We start from the raw sequence: 16117 nt of genomic DNA, 5'->3' as shown, positions 1-16117 counted from the left end.
CCGTTGCCGACCGCCCTCTCGTAAGTCTTGCCGAACCAAGGTTCAGAGCTTGCCAGTGAGTTCCGGCACGGCCGTGAACAGATCCGCGACCAGGCCCAGGTCGGCGACCTGGAAGATCGGCGCATCCTCGTCTTTGTTGATGGCGATGATGGTCTTCGAATCCTTCATGCCCGCGAGGTGCTGGATCGCGCCCGAGATGCCGACCGCGATGTAGACTTCGGGGGCGACAATCTTACCGGTCTGGCCGACCTGGTAGTCGTTGGGCACGTAGCCCGCGTCGACCGCGGCACGCGAAGCGCCGACGGCGGCCTTGAGCTTGTCGGCGAGCGGGAAGATGACCTGCTCGAAGGTCGGGCCGTCCTTGAGCGCGCGGCCGCCCGAGACGATGACCTTGGCGCTGGTCAGCTCGGGGCGCTCGCTCTTGGCGATTTCGGCGCTGACGAAGCTCGACAGACCGGCGTCGCTGCCGCTCGAGACGGTCTCGACCGCGCCCGAACCGCTTGTCGAATCGGCCTTGGCGAAAGCCGTGCCGCGCACGGTGACGACGAGCTTGGCGTCGCTCGATTCGACCGTGGCGATGGCGTTGCCGGCATACGTCGGACGCGTGAAGGTCTTGGGGCCTTCGACCGAGAGGATGTCCGAGACCTGAGCGACATCGAGCAGCGCGGCGACGCGCGGCGCGATGTTCTTGCCGTTGCTCGTGGCCGGCGCGACGAACACGTCGTGATGGCCCATCAGCTCGACGATCAGCGGCGCGACGTTCTCGGCGAGGGCATTGGCGAAGGCCGGGTTGTCGGCGAGGTGGACCTTGCCGACGCCGGCGATCTTGGCGGCGGCATCGGCCACGGCCTGGGCACCCGAACCGGCGACCAGCAGGTGAACTTCGCCGAGCTGCGAAGCGGCGGTGACGGCCGACAGCGTCGCGTCCTTGACCGAGGCGTTGTCGTGTTCGACCCAAACAAGCGTTTTCGTCATGTGTCTGTTCTCCCCTGGGAGCTTACAGAGCGGGGACGGCCCTTAGGCGATCCCCAGCTCCTTGATCTTGGCGACGAGGGCGTCGACGTCGGCAACCTTGATGCCGGCGCTGCGCACGGGCGGCTCGGAGACCTTGAGGGTCTTGAGGCGCGGCGCGGTGTCAACGCCGTAGTCGGCGGGCGTCTTGTTCGCGAGCGGCTTGGACTTCGCCTTCATGATGTTGGGCAGCGAAGCATAGCGCGGCTCGTTGAGACGCAGGTCGGTGGTGACGACCGCGGGAAGCGAGAGCTTCACCGTCTCGAGGCCGCCGTCGACTTCGCGCTTCACCGTGACCGAATCGCCTTCGACCGTGACTTCCGAAGCGAAAGTGCCCTGCGGACGACCGAGGAGCGCGGCCAGCATCTGGCCCGTCTGGTTGCTGTCGTCGTCGATCGCCTGCTTGCCGAGGATGACGAGACCCGGGGTCTCTTCCTCGGTGATCGCCTTGAGGATCTTGGCGACGGCCAGCGGCTCGACCTCATCGTCGGTCTGGACGAGGATCGCGCGGTCGGCGCCCATCGCGAGCGCGGTGCGCAGCGTTTCCTGCGCCTTTTGCGGGCCGACGGAGACTGCGATGATCTCGGTCGCGACGCCCTTTTCCTTCAGGCGGATGGCTTCCTCGACGGCGATCTCGTCGAAGGGGTTCATGCTCATTTTGACGTTGGCGAGGTCGACGCCGGTGCCGTCGGACTTGACCCGCGGCTTCACGTTGTAATCGATCACCCGCTTGACGGGCACGAGGATCTTCATGGGATGAGGTCCTTCCTCTCGGCAGTGAAAACTGGGCGGCAGTGAAATTTGGCCAGGCGCTTAACCGGGCGATTAAACTCAATCGCCGGACGCCATTGCCGGATAGGCGCAGAACGTCAAGCCCCGCTGCGACTGGATCGCAGCGGGGCTCGGGTAGGTCGTCATCAATTCGTGGAAGCGATGAAGGCTCAGGCGGCCTTCTTCACCTCGGCGACGATCTTCTTGGCGGCGTCGCCCAGGTCGTCGGCGGGGACGATGGCCAGGCCCGAATTGGCGAGGATCGCCTTGCCCTGATCGACGTTGGTGCCTTCGAGGCGGACGACGAGCGGCACCGAGAGGTTCACTTCCTTGGCGGCCGTGACGATGCCTTCGGCGATCGTGTCGCACTTCATGATGCCGCCGAAGATGTTGACGAGGATGCCCTTCACCGCCGGATCGGCGAGAATGATCTTGAACGCCGCGGTGACCTTCTCGGTCGTGGCGCCGCCGCCGACGTCGAGGAAGTTGGCCGGGAACATGCCGTTGAGCTTGATGATGTCCATCGTCGCCATGGCGAGGCCGGCGCCGTTGACCATGCAGCCGATGTCGCCGTCGAGCTTGATGTAGGCGAGGTCGTACTTGCTGGCTTCGACTTCGGCCGGATCTTCCTCGGTCTCGTCGCGCAGCGCGGCGATCTCGGGGTGGCGGAACAGCGCGTTGCCGTCGAAGGAGACCTTGGCGTCGAGCACCTGGATCTTGCCGTCGGTGGTCTCGATCAGCGGGTTGATCTCGAGCATTTCCATGTCGGTCGCGGTGAAGGCGTCATAGAGCTGGCGCGCGACGAGCTGCGCCTGCTTGTTGAGATCGCCCTTGAGCTTGAGGCCGAACGCGACGGCGCGGCCGTGGTGCGGCTGGAAGCCCTCGGCCGGATCGATCGTGATCGTGGTGATCAGTTCGGGCGTGTTGTGGGCCACGTCCTCGATGTCCATGCCGCCTTCGGTCGAGACGATCATGGCGATGCGGCCGCTGGCGCGGTCGACGAGCATCGACAGGTAATATTCCTTGGCGATGTCGGCGCCGTCGGTGATGTAGAGGCGGTTGACCTGCTTGCCGGCTTCGCCCGTCTGGATCGTCACCAGCGTGTTGCCGAGCATGTCGGTGGCATTGGCGCGGACCTCGTCGAGCGTCTTCGACAGGCGGACGCCGCCCTTGGCCTCTGCGCCGAGTTCCTTGAACTTGCCCTTGCCGCGGCCGCCGGCATGGATCTGGGCCTTAACGACGTAGAGCGGCCCGGGCAGCTTGCCCGCGGCTTCCACGGCCTCATCCACGGTCAGCGCGGCATGTCCCGCGGGGACGGCGACGCCGAATTTCGCCAGCAGTTCCTTGGCCTGATATTCGTGAATGTTCATGGAAGTGTCGCTTTCCGCTGGGCGCCCATGATCCGGGGGAGGAGGGCGGGTTAGTGCGGCGCCGCATAAGCACAACGCGGGCGGCTTGAAAAGTCCCGCGAACAAGCCGATTTCGACTCTTTCTCTCGGAGACAACACGGAGACCGTACGGGGCCGCATGATCGATCGCCAGCGCCTAGAAGCCATCCTCCGCGAAGCCGGCCGCATGGCCATGGCCTCCTGGCCGGGTGACGGGCACGCATTACAGGCCTGGGAGAAGGTCCCGGGCAGCCCCGTCTGCGAGGCCGATCTCGCCGTCGACGCCTATCTTAAAAGAGAGCTCACTCGACTTCTCCCCGCCGCGGGCTGGCTTTCGGAGGAAACCGTCGATGCGCCGGAACGCCTTTCCGGCGGGCTGATCTGGTTGGTCGATCCGATCGACGGTACGCGCGATTACATCGCCGGGCGGCGCGGCTGGGCGGTGTCGGTGGCGCTGATCAGCGCGGGCCGGCCGCTGTTCGGCATGCTCTGCGCCCCGGCGCGGAAAGAATTCTGGCACGCCGAAGCCGGGCAGGGCGCCTGGCGCAACGGCGAGCGGCTGATCGCCTCCACGCGGACCGAGCTGCCCGGCGCGCGCGTTCCGGCCAAGATCATGCCGCCCGAGGACGCCGATCTGGTCATGGTTAACCAGCCCAATTCGATCGCGCTGCGCATGGCGCTGGTCGCGGCGGACGAGGCCGATCTCGTCGCGACCTTGCGCTGGGGTTTCGAGTGGGACATCGGCGCGGCCGCGCTGATCGCGCGCGAGGCCGGGGCGACGGTGACCGACGCCTTCGGCGGGCCGCTCAACTACAACAAGCCCGATCCGCGGGCCTTCGGCCTGCTCGTTACCGCCCCGACGATACATGCCGCCGCGGTCGCGCGGCTGGCCGATCGCGCGAAAGTGCTGGCGGCGAAAGGCTAGCCGGCCAGCACGGCCGGGATCGCCGCCGCGCTGGCGCGCGCGGTTGCGACGAGGCGCTCGCCGTCCCATCCCTCGCGTGCCCGCGCCGACAGGCCCGAGAGCAGCACGTCGACCAGATCCGCAGTCGATTCGGCGCGGGCAGGCAGGGTCGTCGCGACGAAGTCGTGGACCAGCGCATGGGTCGCGGCGCGATAGGGCTCGGCGGCGGTCGTCGGCACTTCGTCGGCGCCCGGATGCACCGTCTCGAGCACCAGGCAGCCGCGCGCCGACGGCGTCTGCGCGTAGATTCGCGCGGCCGTTTCGACCAGGTCTCTGAGCGCTTCGGCCGGATCGCGATCGGGCCGCAGGATCGTGTCGAGCGGCAGCGCGGAGGCCGCATAGCGTTCGAGCACGCGCGCGAAGAGGCCGGCCTTGCTATCGAAGGCGGCGTAGAAGCTCGGCGGGTTGATCCCCAGTTCCTCGGACAGCGTCGCCACGCTCACGCCGTCGTAGCCGCGCGCGTGGAACAGCGCCTCGGCCTTGGCCAGCGCCGTCTCGAGATCGAAGGCACGGGGCCGTCCGCGCGGCTTCTTCGCTTTTTCTGTATCGATCACTACAAAATACCTTGACGTGTTCTCCTGGTGAATTATGTAGTGGGTAATACAGATTGATCAAGGAGCTTTCCCATGACCCAGTTCACCGACAAGAACGTCCTGGTCATCGGCGGCAGCCGCGGTATCGGCGCTGCCGTGGTCGAGCGCCTCGCCGCCGACGGCGGCCAGGTCGCCTTTACCTATGCCGGTTCGCAGGACGCCGCCGCGGCTCTCGCCGAAAAGACCGGCGCCGAAGCCATCCGCTCCGACGCCGCCCATCGCGCGGCCCTGGTCGAGACCGTCGCCAGCCGCGGCGCGCTCGACGTGCTGGTGTTCAACGCCGGCCTGCTCGTGCTCGGCGATCCGCTCGAACTCGATCCCGACGCGGTCGACCGCATGATCGACGTCAACGTCCGCGCGCCCTACCACGCCGCGGTCGAGGCGGCGCGGCAGATGCGCGACGGCGGGCGTATAATCGTCATCGGTTCGGTCAACGGCGATCGCATGCCCTTCGCCGGCGGTGCCGCCTATGCGCTGACCAAGTCGGCGCTGCAGGGCATGGCCCGCGGCCTGGCGCGCGATTTCGGCCCGCGCGGCATCACCGTCAACGTGGTCCAGCCCGGACCGACCGACACCGACATGAACCCGGCCGACGGCCCGATGGCCAACGACATGCACAGCTTCATGGCGATCAAGCGTCACGGCACCGCGGCCGAGGTGGCAGGCCTCGTCGCCTATCTCGCCGGTCCCGAAGCGGGCATCGTCACGGGCGCGTTGCACACGATCGACGGCGGCTTCGGCGCCTGATCCCGGCGGCTCCCGGATCGCGGCGCTTGTCTTTCCGCCTGTCCGCGGATAGGGAGGCGCCGTCATCTGGGGAGTAGCCAGCCGCCTTCGGGCGGGCCCTTGCGTCAACATACTTGGTCGAGAGGCCATGGCGCAGGGGGAGCGGGAATACCGTTCGGGCGAGACCAATGGCATGGCGCCTCCGCCTGGCCGGGCGGGATGCGCGATGCCGTTGTCTTGTCTAACGCCCGGCCCGGAGACAGTTCTTGGAAGCCCTGCTCACCTCCACCGCGGTCGTCGCGCTCGCCGAGATCGGCGACAAGACGCAATTGCTTGCGATCGTCCTGGCGACGCGGTTCAAGCGGCCAGTGCCGATCATCGCCGGCATCCTCTTCGCGACCCTGGCGAACCACTTCCTCGCGGCACTCGTCGGCGAGCAGGCCGCGGCCTTCCTCGACGGCCTGTGGTTCCGCTATGCCGTCGCTATCTCGTTCATCGTCATGGCCGGCTGGACTCTGATACCCGACACGTTCGACGAGGACGAGGCCAAGCCCGCGAAGTTCGGCGCTTTCCTGACCACGCTGGTTGCCTTCTTCCTCGTCGAGATGGGTGACAAGACGCAACTCGCGACGATCGCGCTCGGCGCGCGCTTCCAGGCGGTCGTGCCCGTCATGCTCGGCACGACCCTGGGCATGATGCTGGCGAACGTGCCCGCGGTGTTCCTCGGCAATGCGCTGATCAAGCGAATCCCGCTGAACACGGTGCGCGTCATCGCGGCGCTGCTGTTCCTCGCGATCGGCCTGTGGCTGCTGGCGCAGACCGCCGGCTGGATCTGAGGAGAGGGAGAGGCGGGTATCGCCCGCCTCTCGGCCCTTAGTACCCCTGCTGCTTCGCCGCCTGGACCTGTTCCTGGCTGATCGGCACGATCTTGATCTCGACGCGGCGGTTGCGGCGGCGGCCTTCGTCGGTGGCGTTATCACCGATCGGCAGGGTCTCGCCGAAGCCCTGGCTGCGGATGCGCGCGCCCGAAACGCCCTGCATCGTCAGATAGTTCGCCACGGTGCGTGCGCGCGCCTCCGACAGCGTCTGGTTGTACTGGTCCGATCCCGTGGAATCGGTGTGCCCGTAAACGTCGACTAGGCTGTTGGGATACTGGTTCAGGCTCTGCCCGATCTGGTCGAGCGTCGTGCGGAAGCTCGGCTGCAGCGCCGCGCTGGCGACGTCGAAGGTCACGCCCTCGGGCAGGTTGACGAGGATCGCCTGGCCGTTGTCGGTCGGAGTGATGTCGACCCCGCTGCCCGCGGTCTGCTCGCGCAGCTCCTTGATCTGCTTGTCCATCGTATAGCCGATGGCGCCGCCGGCGAGGCCGCCGATGCCCGCGCCGATGATACGGCCCGTGCCGCCGCCGATCAGACCGCCGAGCAGGATGCCGCCGAGCGTACCCACGCCCGCGCCGATCGCGGTGCGCGAGACCTTGCGCTCGCCGGTGTTGGGGTCGGTGACGCAGCCCGAGAGCGAGACCAGCGAGATCGCGGTCACGCAGGAGATCAGCAGACGGGATTTCGGCATGGTTTCAACCCTTTCATTCTCGAAAGCCACGGCAGGCCCTGTTGTTCAGGCTTGTCGATTTGCCAACATGAATGGGCGCTGCACGGGGCTTTTGTCAACGAAACCGGGCGCGTGAGTCTCTTGCCGGTCGCGCAGTCGCGACGCCCCTTCGCGTAGCCGCCTTATTCTGCTAGCTCCCAGCGCGTGACGCCGTTTCCCTGGACCGATGTCCTCATCATCGCGGGTCTCATCCTGCTCAATGGCCTGTTTTCCATGTCGGAGCTGGCGATCGTCTCGGCGCGCGTCGCGCGGTTGAAGATGGCGGCGGACAAGGGCAGCGGCGGTGCCAAGTGCGCGCTCTCCCTGTCGCAGGATCCGGGCAAGTTTCTCTCGACCGTGCAGATCGGCATCACCCTCGTCGGCATTGTCGCCGGTGCCTATTCGGGCGCCAGCCTCGGCGGACCGACCGGGGAGCGCCTCGTCGCGCTGGGTGTGCCCGTGCGTGCCGCCGATGAACTGGGTTTCGCGCTCGTCATCGTCGTGACCACCTATTTCAGCGTCGTCGTCGGCGAACTCGTGCCCAAGCAGGTGGCCTTGCGCCTGGCCGAACCGATCGCGCTGCTCGCGGCGCGGCCTATGACCTGGCTGTCGACCGCGATGGCGCCCTTCGTCTGGGCGCTCGACAAGTCGTCGCGGGTGATTCTGGGTCTGATCGGCATGCGCCAGTCGAGCGATCAGGAAGTTACGGCCGAGGAGCTTCACATGCTCTTCGCCGAGGCGACCAAGTCGGGTGTGCTCGAGGAAGAGCAGCAGCAGATCATGAGCGGCATCATGCGCCTCGCCGACCGGCCCGTGCGTGAGCTGATGACTCCACGCATCGAGATCGACTGGGTCGACATCGGCGCCAGCGAGGACGATCTGTTCGCGCGGATTCGCGAGACCCCGCATTCGCTGATGCCCGTGGTCGAAGGCGCGCCTGACAACATCGTCGGCGTGCTCAAGATTCGCGACCTGCTTGCGCAGCGTCTGGCCGGCGAGCCGATCTCGGTGGCCAAGCTGATGCGCAAGGCCGAGGTGATCCCCGACCAGCTCGACGCGATGGACGCCTTGCGGATTCTCCAGCAGTCCGACGTGTCGATGGCCATGGTCCACGATGAATACGGGCATCTCGAAGGCGTGGTGACCCCGGCCGACCTGCTCGCGGCGATCGTCGGCAATTTCGTCAGCCATCAGGACGAGGGCGACGAACCGATGGTGGTCGAGCGCGAGGACGGCTCGCTGCTGATCGCCGGCGCTTTGCCCGCTGATGCCCTGGCGCAGCGCCTCGGCCTCGAACTCGACGACGACCGCGAATTCGCCACGGCCGCCGGTTACGTGCTCTCGGTGCTCAAGCACCTGCCCAAGGAAGGCGAGCATTTCGACGACCAGGGCTGGCGTTTCGAGGTGGTCGACATGGACGGTCTCAAGATCGACAAGCTGCTGGTCGCGCGCCGGCATGGCGGCGAGGAACAGGATGTCGCGGAGAGCGCGGCCTAAGGGCGATGGGCTGAAAGGCTGGAGCGGGTAAGGGGAATCGAACCCCTCTAGCTAGCTTGGAAGGCTAGAGCATTACCACTATGCTATACCCGCGAAATCAACCACTTAGCGTCGTCGATCCGGTATCGTTTTCCACTTCGTTTTCCAAAGCGTCCGCGATCCGACGTCCGATTGCCACCACGATGGCCGCCTCGTCAACATATACCTTCCTGATCGCGGCGACCTGTTTGACGCTCCATCCCATGATGGTCGCTATCTGATCGTCGGTCAGGCTTCCGCCCGGCAATGTCATGAGCTTGGTCGCGAAGGTGCCGCGCAAATCGTGGAGCGTCTTCGCCCGGTCGGGCTCGTCGTCATAGGTGCCGCGGTGCCAGATCCCCTGCTTGTTCTTGGCCTCGGCGCGCCACTTGATGAAATTGGTAGTGAGGGAAGGGCCGGCGATCGGGTTGCCGTGGGCGTTGACCAGCACGGTCTCGACGCCCGGCGTTCTCGGCCGCGTCTTCAGCTCTTCCAGCAGCGCTTTCAGGCCCGGCACAATCGGCATGACCGTGCGGCGGCGCTTGCCCCGGCTCTTCTTGCTCGCGGTGCGCGCAATGTGGGTATCGCTGATCTCGTCCCAAGTGAGGGCGATAAGGTCGGCGCGACGCAGGCCGGTGAATTCGACCAGGCGGCGCACGTCGACCATATACCGCGGGATCTTCGGGGTCGCATCCCAAGCCGCGCAGTCCTCAGGCGTCCAGATGATCTCTTCGCGGTTGCCGCCCTTGTAGATGCGCGGGACCGGCGCGGCTGGGTTGCAGAGCAGCAGGCCGCGCAGCAGCCCCCAGGCGCACATCTGCTGCACGACCTTGATCTGCTCATCGGCCGCGCGCGGGCCATTTGCTTCGGCCGCGTCGTCGCGCCACTTAACCAGCTTGGAGACCATGCGCGGATCCGCGAGGCGCGGAGCGAGGCAAAGCGCGATGCCTAAGCTCGGCCTTCGCCTGGCCGGCGCGGCTGGCCTGATCGCTTCCGTCCTGGCCGGGCTCTATGCCCGTGAGGGCGATTACGTGAATCACAAGGCCGACCGCGGCGGCGCGACCCGTTGGGGCGTTACCGAGGTGGTCGCGCGGGACTTCGGCTATCGCGGCGACATGCGCGTGTTCCCGAAGCACTGCGACGCCGTCACGCCCATCTGCGCCGATCGGATTTATACGACGCTCTATATTGAGCGGCCCGGGTATATGCCGTTTGCCGCCATCGAGCCGGCCGTGCTCGACGAGCTGGTCGACAGCGCCGTGCTCCACGGTCCCCCGCGTGGGTCCGGCTGGCTGCAGGCAACGCTGAACGAAGCGTGCGGCGCCGATCTGCAGGTCGACGGCAAGGTCGGCGCGCGCACCGTCTCGGCTTACGAAACCTGCCAGGTGCGCGTCGGCCGCGTCACCGCCTGCCGGCTGGTCCTCGACACCATGGACGCCAAGCAAGCCGCGTTCTTCCGCGCGATCGTCGCGCGCAACCCTTCGCAGCGGGTCTTTCTCAAGGGCTGGCTCGCGCACCGCGTCGGCAACGTCGACCGGGCCAAATGCGGCAAGGCCGCCTGATGGAAAGGAACGAGCCGATGAAGCACGCCCTACGCGTTGCCTATGAGGTTGCCCGCGACATCACCGTCATGGGCGGCATCGTGGCGATCATCTTCGCCGTCTTACGCTGGGCGATCAGCTGATGGTGCCGCCCGACAAGGCGCTCGCCGTCCTCAAGTCGCGCTGGCTGCACTACGCGGTGCTGTTGGTGCTGCTGATCCTGGCCGTGCTCTGGGGACGCGCCGGCTGGCGCGACGCTGGGAGCTGGGAAACCGCCCACAACAATCAGAAGGCGGCGACGATCGCCACCCAGAAGGCCGCGGAAGCAAAGGCGCTCGCGGTGAAGATCCAAACGGAGAACCGCTATGCCGAAATTGCCGGCGAGGCTGACCGCCTTGATTTGTCCGATGCTCGCGCTCGTGCTGCTGATTACGCTCGGCGCATGCGGGCCGAAGTCGCTTGCCATGCACCCCGCCGACCCGCTGCCGCCGCCCAAGGTGAGGCTCCCCCGCTCGATAACGGCGTGCCCGCAGATGCCGTCGTTCTTACTCGGCCCGAATATGACCTGTTCGTCGAAATCGCCCTCGACCGCTGGCGGAATTACGAATGGGGGCAGTCACTGATCCGGGATGGCCTTGCCGAGCCGATGCCCGAGGTCGCGCTTAGCGCCAATGTTCCACCTTAGAACGATGGGCGAACGCATCTCGAACATTCATCCGCTGTCATCAGCCGTCATCCGCTAGCGAGTGGGTCGTGTCACACTTGTGGGACAAACCGGGGTCATTTTGCCCTCAGAGGGCCCTTGGAGCGTTTAAACGCCCTAACGGCACTCCGATAGTCGCAGCGGGGGAAAGGTGGCTGTAAACGCCTAATAAGCGATTAAGCCTCTTGTGGAGGCAATCGAGTCAGTTCATACAGAAAAGACCCGGAAACGCTTGCAGGCGCTCCGGGTCTAAACCGCGATGGAACCGCGGCATTGATCAGGTATTATCAACGCCCGGAATCTTGCATTCCGGGGTACCGAAGTCAACCCGGTTTCATCGCTTTCGGTCGAAAGGACCAGCGAATGAAACGGACTCCTTCCCCTCCGATCTGCCCGAAATTGGCGGCTCACATCAGGTTTTTGGTGCACGAGCAGGGCCTCTATCAGCACCAGGTCGCGGCGCTCGTGGGCGTGAACCAGGGCCGGGTTTCGGAGGTCGTGAACGGCCTCCGGCACCCGGGCGTTCCGCCCGCGCAGGGCTCCTTCCCGTTCTGATTGCAAACTAGGGAAAAGGCGCCCCGCTTCGGTCAGGGCGCCTTTTCTAATCCTCGTTGCGGGGGCTTGATCCGCTAGGCAGCTTTTTCGACACATTCTGGCGTCGTAGCGACTGTCTTATAGATCAAGTAGCAACCATTCTGGCCCAACTGTTCCTCCCACGCAGCCGCATCTGCGACGAGGATCATCGCCTTAGTGAGGCGAGGTTTCTTAATGTCCAGGGTTTGGAGGCGGAAATCGAGCAGCCCGACCATGGCGTAGGAATGCGCTTTGGCCATGGGTGCAAGCCCGCGTTCAGACAGCCGTCGTTCGATCGCTCGGCCGAGGAAGTATATAATCTTGAACTCGTCTACACTCGCGTCTGCACGTATCAGGAAGAAGTTCAGATACTTGTTGATGCCACTTGCAGCCGCTCGGAAAACATCGTCGCGGTAAGACTCGATTACAGATTTGTAGACTGCAAAGTTCTTTCCGTAGTCGGCTGGCTCGCCCCCGGCTTTAAAATAGGCACGAGGAAACGAGCGGAGATAAACTCCGACCAGCTTAATAAAAGAATCTTTGAGAACAATCTCGATTGCGCGAGACACAGCTAAACCACCCCCGTTGCGCGTCCTTCAGTCTGAAGGACGCCGAACGGTTCAAATGGCAGCTAGAAAGTCGTCCGTCAAATGGTCGCCATTCTCCAAGCGCTCAAGGAACGCATTATCAAGAGAATTGCTACCGTTTGCGGCTTCAGCATCGATCAAATCGAGGTGTAGGCCATCAGTGGACATGTCGGCCAGGCGCCCGCAAAGATCACGGGCAGCCTCAGAAGCCTCCGCTTCCCACTGCTTGAGCTGGATTTCCGTCATATTTCTCACCGAATCATATACACATCGACGCAACGCATTGAACCCTGGAAGGTTTCGGTCGCGTTAACGTGTATCTTTGCCCCTGTCTGGCTGTGCGGATAACACGATATAAATTGGAGCGGAAGATGCAATCGCATCGATCGATTGCCCATCGATCCCCGATCGCGATTTTCACCGACATTACCGAATGACGTCCGGCAAACGCGACAGCATGCATATAGGAGGGGAACGGCGGGTTTACACCCCCTTGGCGATGAACTTTGCGAGATATCAAGGATGCCCTTAAGGCGAACACCGTGACAGTGTCCGACACCCTTGCCGACCTCCACCGGTTGAACTGCAACCTCTGGGCCCAATGCCTTGGCTGCAATAAGATCAACACGCTGATGACGTCGGTTCTCGCCGGCCGCATCGGCAACCCCGGCGGCTATCACGAGGGTATGGAGAAGATCACGATCGGCGACGTCCTGGCCCGCATGAAGTGCTCGAGCTTCGGCGGTCGGGACTTCGATTGGCGTGCTATGAAGCGGGGACGGTAGAGCCAAAAGCGTTTTCCGCCCCGGGCATAACCTATTGATATGTTTGGGGGCGAAATCGGGCCGTTTTCCATGCGGAACGGCAGATTTCCGGGCTTTCCCGTGGGCTTGGAAGGCTAGAGCATTACCACTATGCTATACCCGCTCGTGCGGCGCTTCCAATGCCCGAGCGCGGCTGCCCGGTCAATCGTTGAGGCGGTCAATCGTTTGAGCCCAGTGGCGTCGATCCTTCGCAAGGCAACCGTCGCATGCCTGCAACATCCGCCACGCCGCAGCGTTGAATCGCTTCACCGCGTCCACGGGCACTTGTCACGGCATTGTCAGGTCATTCATTCTAAACGGACTGTGGTTAAGACGAATCGTCAGGACCGGCGCTCGTCGTCCGTCCTGACGGGGAAGAAGGATTTGGCGATGGATATGCCCCGGTCGCGCCCTGTACGGCGCAACCCGCTCGAGCTCGTGATGAATTCGCGGCTCGGCAAGCTGCTCTCGCGGATCGGCATCGCGCCGCGTCCGGCCAGCAGCGAAGGACTGCTCGACCTGGCTGGCGCGCTGCTCTCGCTGCGCGGCAAGGCTTCCGGACCGGCGCTCGCATCGGCCTTCTTCGATCTCTACGAAGCCAGCGACCTCAAGGCGCGCCAGGCCTTCCTCGCACAGATCCACGACCTCCACCCGCGCGACGCCGTGGCGATCGACAAGGCGATCGCGCGTTGGCAGGACAAGCGCGACGAGGCTTCGGCCAAGGCGATCAACGACGCCAGCGAATCGCCGAGCCAGAAGCTCATCGGCATGCTCAACCTCGCGCCGCAGGGCACGCAGCGGCTGATCGCGATGCGTTCGGACCTGCTCAACGCGCCTGACCAGACTCCGGGCCTGAAGGCCCTCGACAAGGAGCTCGAGGACGCCTTCACCGCCTGGTTCAACGCGGGCTTCCTCGAACTGCGCCGCATCGCCTGGGATTCGCCCGCAGCCCTGCTCGAACGCATCATCAAGTACGAGGCGGTCCACGAGATCGCCGGCTGGGACGAACTGCGCCGCCGCGTCGAGCCGGTCGATCGCCGCTGCTACGGCTTCTTCCACCCGCAGATGCACGACGATCCGCTGATCTTCGTCGAAGTCGCGCTGACCGACGAACTGCCCAGCGGCATCGCCCAGATCACCGCGGAGAAGCGCAAGACGGTCGACCCGCACAAGGCCAGCCACGCGATCTTCTATTCGATCTCGAACTGCCAGGACGGCCTGCGCGGCATTCCTTTCGGCAACTATCTGATCAAGCGCGTCGTCGGTCTGCTCAAGGAAGAGCTGCCCCAGCTCAAGTGCACCGCGACGCTCTCACCGGTACCAGGCTTCGCCAAGTGGCTGGCCGCGGAGCGTGGCAAGGATGCCAAGGTGCCGGCGGCCAAGGAGCTGCGCCGCGAGGCCGCACGCTACCTCACCACGGCGCGCTCGAAGCGGGGCGGCCCGGCCGATTCGGTCGCGCGCTTCCACCTCGGCAACGGCGCTCGGCTCGAGGCGATCCATGCCAATGCGGACCTTTCCGCCAACGGCCTGCGCCAGTCGCATGGCGTCATGGTCAACTACGTCTACGACCTCGCCGAGATCGAGGCCAACCACTTCGCGCTGATGGAACTCGGCACGGTGGCGGCCTCGAAGACGGTTCACGTGCTGGTCGAGGAAGGCCAGCCGAAGGACGTCAAGGACGCCAAGAAGGTCGAAAAGGCGGCTTGAAGACCAACCCTCTCCCGCTGGCGGGAGAGAAGCGAGGCTTGGCAGCTTTCTGCCTAGTCGCAGCGGTGAGGGTGGCTGGCCTGGCGCTACACCACCCTCATCTAAGCTTCGCCAGCTCTTGACAGAGCAAGCTGTGCCATCCTTCTCCCGCCAGCGGGAGAAGGGGTGATCAATGTCCCGGGAAATCCATCAGCGCCGTGACCCTGAGGCCGGCCGCGCGCAGACGTTCGCCGCCGCCCAGGTCGGGCAGGTCGATGACGAACAGCGTGTCCTCGACCAGGGCACCGGCCTTGCGCAGTAGCTGCGTTGCGGCGAGCGCGGTGCCGCCCGTTGCCAACAGGTCGTCGATCACCACCACGCGCTGGCCCGTGTGCACGGCATCGGGATCGATCTCGAGCGTGCCCGTCCCATATTCGAGCGCATAGTCGAGCGCGAGCACGGGGACGGGCAGCTTGCCCGGCTTGCGCACGGGCACGAAGGGCAGGCCGATCCGCGCTGCGGCGGCCGCGCCGAAGATGAAGCCGCGCGCCTCTATCCCCGCCAGCGCCTGAGCGCCCATCGCCTGTGCCCGCTCGGCGAGCAGGGCGACCGTTGCGGCGAATCCGTCGCCATGGCCGATCAGCGTGGTCACGTCGCGGAACAGGATGCCCTGGATCGGGAAGTCGGGAATCGAACGCACCAGCGCCTTGAGCTCATCGACGGTCATCGCGGCATCCTCAAAAGAAAAACCCCCCGCATCGCGTGGATGCAGGGGGCATTTCGTTCAGCCTCTGGGGCCTGGACCTCAGTGCTTCTCGTTACGCCACACGTTGCGGTAGGCGAGGTTGCCCAGGACCGTGGCGAACAGCAGGAACAGCAGCACCGGCCAGCCCGTCTGATGACGCTTCTCGAGCTTGGGCTCGGCGGTCCAGACGAGGAATGCCGAAACGTCCTTGGCCATCTGCGAAACCGTCGACTTGGTGCCGTCACCGAAGGTCACCTGGCCTTCTGCGGTCAGCGGCGGTGCCATCGCGAGGTTCAGGTTGGCGAAGTAGGGGTTGTAGTGGAGCCCCGGGCCGGTCTTCGAATCGGGGAACTTCTTGAGCAGCTCGGCCGGCTGGTTCTGATAACCGGTCAGCAGCGAGTAGACGTAGGCGGCGCCGTCGTGGCGGGCCTTGGTCATCAGCGACAGGTCGGGTGGAACCGCATTGTTGTTCGCGGCGCGCGCGGCGATGTCGTTAGCGAAGGGCTTGGGGAAGTAGTCGGTCGCCAGACCCGGACGGGTGTTGGCTTCGCCGGTCGCGGGATCGAGGCCGGGGACCTGGAAGCCGGCGGCGATCGCCTTCACTTCGTCGTCGTTGTAGCCGAGCTGCTTCAGGTCGCGGAAGGCGACGAGGCGCAGCGAGTGGCAGGCCGAGCAGACTTCCTTGTAGACCTGGAAGCCGCGCTGCAGCTGGGCCTTGTCGAACTTGCCGAAAGCGCCGTTGCTGGCGAGCTCGAGCTCCTTCGGGTGCTTGTGGAACTCGTGCTCCGCGGTCGGTGCCGCGGGCTCGGTGATCGCCTGGTAGGCGCCGTTACCGAACGACCACGCCAGCGCGACCGTGAAGAACAGCCCGACGAGGATGGAGAGGATGCGGATCATGTGTCTGTCTTTCCGTCTCTCTGAGGG

At 65.1% G+C, this 16117-nt stretch carries 18 protein-coding genes, 1 tRNA gene and 1 riboswitch; of the genes, 8 read left to right on the top strand and 11 right to left on the bottom strand.

The window, feature by feature from the left end:
- Positions 1–42 precede the first annotated feature (42 nt).
- The 3 genes from WG901_RS10180 to sucC all read right to left on the bottom strand — a co-directional run bounded on the left by WG901_RS10180 (position 43) and on the right by sucC (position 3152).
- The gene (locus WG901_RS10180; RefSeq protein ID WP_339586957.1) at positions 43–975 is read right to left on the bottom strand and encodes an electron transfer flavoprotein subunit alpha/FixB family protein; all 933 of its coding nucleotides are present in this window, start codon (positions 973–975) and stop codon (positions 43–45) included.
- A gap of 42 nt (positions 976–1017) precedes the next feature.
- Positions 1018–1764: an electron transfer flavoprotein subunit beta/FixA family protein gene (locus WG901_RS10175; RefSeq protein WP_339586956.1), complete on the bottom strand. Its 747-nt coding sequence runs from the start codon at positions 1762–1764 to the stop codon at positions 1018–1020.
- Positions 1765–1952: 188 nt separating this feature from the next.
- Positions 1953–3152, bottom strand: coding sequence for an ADP-forming succinate--CoA ligase subunit beta (gene sucC / locus WG901_RS10170; protein ID WP_339586955.1), 1200 nt, complete (start codon positions 3150–3152; stop codon positions 1953–1955).
- A gap of 157 nt (positions 3153–3309) precedes the next feature.
- Here sucC and WG901_RS10165 point away from each other — a divergent pair, with 157 nt between their 5' ends.
- Complete coding sequence (locus WG901_RS10165) at positions 3310–4095, top strand: 3'(2'),5'-bisphosphate nucleotidase CysQ (RefSeq protein ID WP_339586954.1); 786 nt, start codon at positions 3310–3312, stop codon at positions 4093–4095.
- On the opposite strand, the gene WG901_RS10160 is transcribed toward WG901_RS10165, so the two are convergent.
- Positions 4092–4688 carry a TetR/AcrR family transcriptional regulator gene (locus WG901_RS10160; protein ID WP_339586953.1) on the bottom strand — a complete coding sequence of 199 codons (597 nt, stop codon included), beginning with the start codon at positions 4686–4688 and terminating at the stop codon, positions 4092–4094. The two genes, WG901_RS10165 and WG901_RS10160, sit on opposite strands and share 4 nt — an antisense overlap.
- A 72-nt stretch (positions 4689–4760) precedes the next feature.
- On the opposite strand from WG901_RS10160, the gene bdcA reads away from it, so the two are divergent.
- Together bdcA and WG901_RS10150 are read left to right on the top strand one after the other, a co-directional pair.
- Positions 4761–5474: an SDR family oxidoreductase gene (bdcA, locus tag WG901_RS10155; RefSeq protein WP_339586952.1), complete on the top strand. Its 714-nt coding sequence runs from the start codon at positions 4761–4763 to the stop codon at positions 5472–5474.
- Between the two features lie 42 nt (positions 5475–5516).
- A riboswitch (yybP-ykoY riboswitch) is annotated at positions 5517–5630 on the top strand.
- Positions 5631–5719: 89 nt separating this feature from the next.
- Complete coding sequence (locus WG901_RS10150) at positions 5720–6289, top strand: TMEM165/GDT1 family protein (protein WP_339586951.1); 570 nt, start codon at positions 5720–5722, stop codon at positions 6287–6289.
- Between the two features lie 37 nt (positions 6290–6326).
- Here WG901_RS10150 and WG901_RS10145 read toward each other — a convergent pair whose 3' ends face one another.
- Positions 6327–7022 carry a YiaD family glycine zipper/OmpA-like lipoprotein gene (locus WG901_RS10145; RefSeq protein WP_339586950.1) on the bottom strand — a complete coding sequence of 232 codons (696 nt, stop codon included), beginning with the start codon at positions 7020–7022 and terminating at the stop codon, positions 6327–6329.
- A 183-nt stretch (positions 7023–7205) separates the two neighbouring features.
- Here WG901_RS10145 and WG901_RS10140 point away from each other — a divergent pair, with 183 nt between their 5' ends.
- Complete coding sequence (locus WG901_RS10140; protein ID WP_339586949.1) at positions 7206–8537, top strand: hemolysin family protein; 1332 nt, start codon at positions 7206–7208, stop codon at positions 8535–8537.
- A gap of 19 nt (positions 8538–8556) precedes the next feature.
- On the opposite strand, the gene WG901_RS10135 is transcribed toward WG901_RS10140, so the two are convergent.
- Positions 8557–8630 (bottom strand) — tRNA-Gly (locus WG901_RS10135).
- 4 nt (positions 8631–8634) lie between these two features.
- On the bottom strand, positions 8635–9462 hold the full coding sequence (locus WG901_RS10130) for a tyrosine-type recombinase/integrase (RefSeq protein ID WP_339586948.1): 828 nt from the start codon (positions 9460–9462) through the stop codon (positions 8635–8637).
- A gap of 37 nt (positions 9463–9499) precedes the next feature.
- On the opposite strand from WG901_RS10130, the gene WG901_RS10125 reads away from it, so the two are divergent.
- Positions 9500–10117 (top strand): glycoside hydrolase family 108 protein, encoded by a 618-nt coding sequence (locus WG901_RS10125; protein ID WP_339586947.1) that lies wholly within the window; start codon positions 9500–9502, stop codon positions 10115–10117.
- A 121-nt stretch (positions 10118–10238) separates the two neighbouring features.
- Positions 10239–10781, top strand: coding sequence for a hypothetical protein (locus WG901_RS10120; RefSeq protein WP_339586946.1), 543 nt, complete (start codon positions 10239–10241; stop codon positions 10779–10781).
- Positions 10782–11428: 647 nt separating this feature from the next.
- Here WG901_RS10120 and WG901_RS10115 read toward each other — a convergent pair.
- Together WG901_RS10115 and WG901_RS10110 are read right to left on the bottom strand one after the other, a co-directional pair.
- On the bottom strand, positions 11429–11941 hold the full coding sequence (locus tag WG901_RS10115; RefSeq protein ID WP_339586945.1) for a hypothetical protein: 513 nt from the start codon (positions 11939–11941) through the stop codon (positions 11429–11431).
- A gap of 51 nt (positions 11942–11992) precedes the next feature.
- On the bottom strand, positions 11993–12205 hold the full coding sequence (locus tag WG901_RS10110) for a hypothetical protein (RefSeq protein ID WP_339586944.1): 213 nt from the start codon (positions 12203–12205) through the stop codon (positions 11993–11995).
- Positions 12206–12501: 296 nt separating this feature from the next.
- Here WG901_RS10110 and WG901_RS10105 point away from each other — a divergent pair, with 296 nt between their 5' ends.
- Positions 12502–12744, top strand: coding sequence for a hypothetical protein (locus WG901_RS10105; RefSeq protein ID WP_339586943.1), 243 nt, complete (start codon positions 12502–12504; stop codon positions 12742–12744).
- 408 nt (positions 12745–13152) lie between these two features.
- Entirely contained in the window at positions 13153–14469 is a 1317-nt protein-coding gene (locus tag WG901_RS10100; protein WP_339586942.1) for a malonyl-CoA decarboxylase, read from the top strand.
- Between the two features lie 169 nt (positions 14470–14638).
- Here the strand turns inward: WG901_RS10100 and WG901_RS10095 are convergent, their stop codons facing one another.
- Complete coding sequence (locus WG901_RS10095) at positions 14639–15175, bottom strand: adenine phosphoribosyltransferase (protein WP_339586941.1); 537 nt, start codon at positions 15173–15175, stop codon at positions 14639–14641.
- 78 nt (positions 15176–15253) lie between these two features.
- A complete protein-coding gene (locus WG901_RS10090; RefSeq protein WP_339586940.1) occupies positions 15254–16090 on the bottom strand; it encodes a cytochrome c1 in 837 nt (278 codons plus the stop codon).
- Positions 16091–16117 lie beyond the last annotated feature (27 nt).

The organism is Novosphingobium anseongense (genome assembly GCF_037482895.1).
GTDB lineage: Bacteria > Pseudomonadota > Alphaproteobacteria > Sphingomonadales > Sphingomonadaceae > Novosphingobium > Novosphingobium anseongense.
This window is presented reverse-complemented; position numbering and strand designations above follow the sequence as displayed.